We start from the raw sequence: 3738 nt of genomic DNA, 5'->3' as shown, positions 1-3738 counted from the left end.
ACTGCCCCGACCCGCGGGTCCGGCACGGCGTCGTCGGCCTGACGAGACGGCTCCTCGACCTCGGGTACCTGAACGCGGCGGTCGAGGTGGCCGAGACCGCACTGCGGTCGTGGGAAGGTGAGCCGGCCACCGGCACCCCGCAGCTCGCCGCGGAGCTCGGGGTGGCCTGCCGGCTGCGGGGCGATCGCGCCCGCGCCGTCCGGCTGCACCGCAGTCACGGCCCGGCCGCGTCGCTGGCGCGCTCCCTGCGGGAGGCCGGCGAGGTCGAAGCGGCGTTCGAAGCGCTCGGGGGCCACGCACCATCCACGGAGGACATCTCGGTGGCCGCCGAGTTCGCGGCGACCACCCGCACCGCCGCGGTACTCGACGGCCGCCCGCTCCCCGCGGAAGTGGGGGTGCTCCAGGAGGAAGTCGTGGCACGCCTGCGCCGGCAATGCGGTGACGGGCACCCCGCGACACTGGCCGCGTGGGCGGACCTGGCCCTGACCCGGCGCCTCGCCGGCGAAGCCCGGCAGGCGCTCGAGCTCGACCGCACCCTGCTCGGCCGGGCGACGGCGCTGCTCGGGGAAGGACACCGGATCACCCTCGCCTGCGCGATCAACCTCGCGAGCGATCTCCACGAGACGGGCGAGCACGAAGCCGCGGCGAACCTGGACCGCCGGACGGCCCGGATCGCGCGCCGGGCCCAAGGTGAGCGGCACGCTGCCACCTTGGTCGCACGGTGGAACGCGGCGCTCGGCGGAGGGCCGGGGCCGGTTGCGGCGGACGCGGGGAGTGCGCTGAGCCGGGAGCTCGGACGTGCGCATCCGCTGGCCCGGCTGGCGGCCGCCGGCTCGCGTTGCTGGTACGAACCCGATCCCGGTGCGCTGCCGTAGCACCGGCGGGGCCGCTTCGATGCCGAGGCCCCGATCCGGCCTACTGTAGGTACTCCCTACAATTGTGCCGGCCCGCGGCCGCCCCTATGCTCGCCGGCATGGTCGCTTCCTCCCTCGGCCGGCCTCGGGGCCTGCTGCGCTGGCCCACCTATGTGATGGGGCAGCTGCACCGCAGCGGGGTCGGCCGGATCGACACGGCCCTGGCCGGGCACGGGATCGCCCTGCGGGACTACTACGTCCTGGTCTGCATCGGCGAGTCCGGCCCGCTTTCCCAGCAGCGCGTCGCCGATCGGCTCGGGCTGGACCGCAGTGACCTGGTCAAGGTGCTCGACCGGCTGGAGGGCGCGGGCTGGGTGTGCCGCGAGCGGGACACCGAGGACCGCCGCCGGCACGTGCTGACCCTCACCGGGCCCGGCCGGGCCACCGTGGGCAAGGTCGAGGAGGTCTCGGCCGCGGTCACCGGTGAACTGCTCGCCCGGCTGAGCCCTGGCGAGCGGGAGACCTTGCACCGGCTGCTGCTGAAGGCCTTCGGGGAGCCGGCGGCCTGACCCGCCGGACGAGGGTGGTCTTGCCGGTCGATCTTGGCTAGCGTGGGCCCGGCCAGACTGCACGCGAGGGGGACGCAGGAGTGCTGGGAGTTCGACCTGCCGTGGGGCCCGCCGCCCCGGACGGCCGGGCGCGGCCGCCACCGCCGCCACGCGCCACCGTCATCCTCATTCCGCAGCACACCAGGGGGAACCCATGCGAAGATCCCGTATTCCGCTCGTCGCCGCCGTCGTCTGCGCCGGGGCGGTCCTCGTCCCCGCGCCGGCCGGCGCCCTCGCCGGCGGGCAGCCGGTCGCCGACGGGGCCGACCGCTTCGCCGTGAAGATCACCACGGACACCGCGGCCTGTTCCGGCGCCCTCATCGCTCCACAGTGGATCATCACGGCGGCGGCCTGCTTCCCCGGCGCCACCGCGCAGCCGGCCGCGCCCGCGAAGCCGACCACCGTGTACGCCGGGCAGCCCGACCTGCGCGCCGCCGTCGCCCACCGGGTGTCCACAGTGGTCGCTCGCGCCGATCGGGACGTGGCGCTGGCGAAACTGGCCCACCCGGTCCCGGACGTCACCCCGCTGCGGGTCGGGAGCCGGGAACCGGCCGCGGAGACCGTGCGGATCGCCGGGTACGGCCGCACGGCGACCGAATGGGTGCCGAACCGGCTGACGACCGCCTCGTTCACGCTCGGCGCCGCCACGCCGACGACGGTCGCGGTGACGAACCCGGCGGGCCAGGACCCCTGCCTCGGCGACGCCGGCGGGCCGCTGCTGCGCACGGACACCGGTGGCGGGCTCGAGCTCGCCGGTGTCCTGAGCCGGTCGTGGCAGCACGGCTGCCTCGCGGTGACGGAGACCCGGCAGGGCGCGGTCGCCGCCCGCACCGACGACCTGGCGGGCTGGATCGCCGACCAGGTCACGCCGCGGGCCGTCCGGTTCGTCAACCACTACTCGAAGCGCTGCCTGGCCGTCCTGGGCTCGAACAACGTCAACGACGCGACGGCGTACCAGTACGACTGCCCGTCCGCGTACGAAGACCTGTCCTGGGACATCGAACCCCAGCCGGCGGGCGGAGTGCTGCTGCGCAACCACTTCACGAAGAAGTGCCTGATCGTCCACGCGGGCGAAGACGCCAACGGGGCACCGCTGCGGCAGTACGACTGCCTGCCGCAGTTCGGTGACCAGCTGTGGGACATCGTCGGAGTCGACGGCGGCGTCCAGCTGAAGAACCGCGCGACCGGACGCTGCGCGCTCGTGTCCGCCGCCGGCAACGCCAACGGCGCGGCCGCCGTCCAGTACGACTGCCTCCCGCAGTTCTCCGACCAGGTCTGGGAAATCGCCCCGGTGCCGGACCCGGTCCAGGTCGTCAACCGCTCCACCGGCCGCTGCCTGATCGTGCACGGCGGGACCAACGTCGACGACGCGCCGGCCTTCCAGTACGACTGCCTGCCCCAGTTCCAGGACCAGGCGTGGGAGGTCGACCCGCAGGCCGGCGGCGGGGTGCTGGTGCGCAACCACTACACGAAGAAGTGCCTGATCGTCCACGGCGCCAACAACGTCAACGGGGCGCCGCTGCTGCAGTACGAGTGCCTGCCGCAGTTCACCGACCAGCTCTGGGACATCGTCGCGGCGGACGGGCACGTCCAGCTGAAGAACCGTGCGACGGGCCGGTGTGCCGGGGTGGCGAGCCTGGGCAACGACGCCGCCGCCGCGCAGTACGACTGCACGCCGCAGTCCGGTGACCGGGTGTGGGACCTGCTCCCGTACCCGGCCGTCCGGTAACCGCTCCGGGACGGGGAGCCGCCCTCGGCGTGGCCCGCCACGCCGAGGGCGCACCGCGCACAGGTCAGCAGGCCGTCAGTGGCCCGTCAGCGTTCGCCGCGATTCTTGGCTGGTCCGAGAACCGGTGGCGAACCCGATGGGAGTTGACCGCGCGATGACTTCGCTGGTGGCGGTGTCCACCTACGTGCCGACGACCGTCCCGATCGAATCGCTGCAGGACGAGCTCGGCCTCGACGCCGGGCAGGTGCGCCGGTTCCGGCGGATGTACGGCCTCGACCAGGTCTGCCGGTCCGACGAGTCCGAAGCGGACATGGTGCTCGGTGCGGTCAGCAAGCTCGATTCCCTGCGCGGCCGGGAAGAACGCGTCCGGTACATCGTGCGCGCCAAGACGATGCCGGCCGCGAACCCGTACCCCGTCGACCCGATGGTCGACGTGCGGGAAGCGCTCGGGCTCACCCACGCGGCCCTCTTCACCCTCACCGACCACGCCTGCGCCTCCGGGCTGCTCGCCGTCGACCTGTGCGGCACGCTGCTGGCCGCCGACGGC

3 protein-coding genes and 1 pseudogene are annotated in these 3738 nt (G+C 74.0%); all 4 read left to right on the top strand.

All coding sequences use genetic code 11. The features are described from left to right. Positions 1-875, top strand: a pseudogene (locus CCN39_RS50125) (hypothetical protein); the annotation flags it as partial. A gap of 98 nt (positions 876-973) precedes the next feature. Beyond that, positions 974-1423, top strand: a complete 450-nt coding sequence (locus tag CCN39_RS12170; protein ID WP_244210746.1) for a MarR family winged helix-turn-helix transcriptional regulator — start codon at positions 974-976, stop codon at positions 1421-1423. Between the two features lie 193 nt (positions 1424-1616). Next, a complete protein-coding gene (locus CCN39_RS12165) occupies positions 1617-3191 on the top strand; it encodes an RICIN domain-containing protein (protein WP_086841423.1) in 1575 nt (524 codons plus the stop codon). A 154-nt stretch (positions 3192-3345) separates the two neighbouring features. Beyond that, on the top strand, positions 3346-3738 hold a 393-nt coding region (locus CCN39_RS12160), incomplete at its 3' end, for a beta-ketoacyl-[acyl-carrier-protein] synthase family protein (protein WP_491844420.1).

It is taken from the genome of Amycolatopsis kentuckyensis, assembly GCF_002155975.1.
Taxonomy (GTDB): domain Bacteria; phylum Actinomycetota; class Actinomycetes; order Mycobacteriales; family Pseudonocardiaceae; genus Amycolatopsis; species Amycolatopsis kentuckyensis.
This window is presented reverse-complemented; position numbering and strand designations above follow the sequence as displayed.

Excerpts from the sequence above, each read along its gene's own strand:
- CCN39_RS12165 (WP_086841423.1), top strand. The coding sequence starts at position 1,617 with ATGCGAAGATCCCGTATTCCGCTCGTCGCCGCCGTCGTCTGCGCCGGG.
- CCN39_RS12170 (WP_244210746.1), top strand. The coding sequence starts at position 974 with ATGGTCGCTTCCTCCCTCGGCCGGCCTCGGGGCCTGCTGCGCTGGCCC.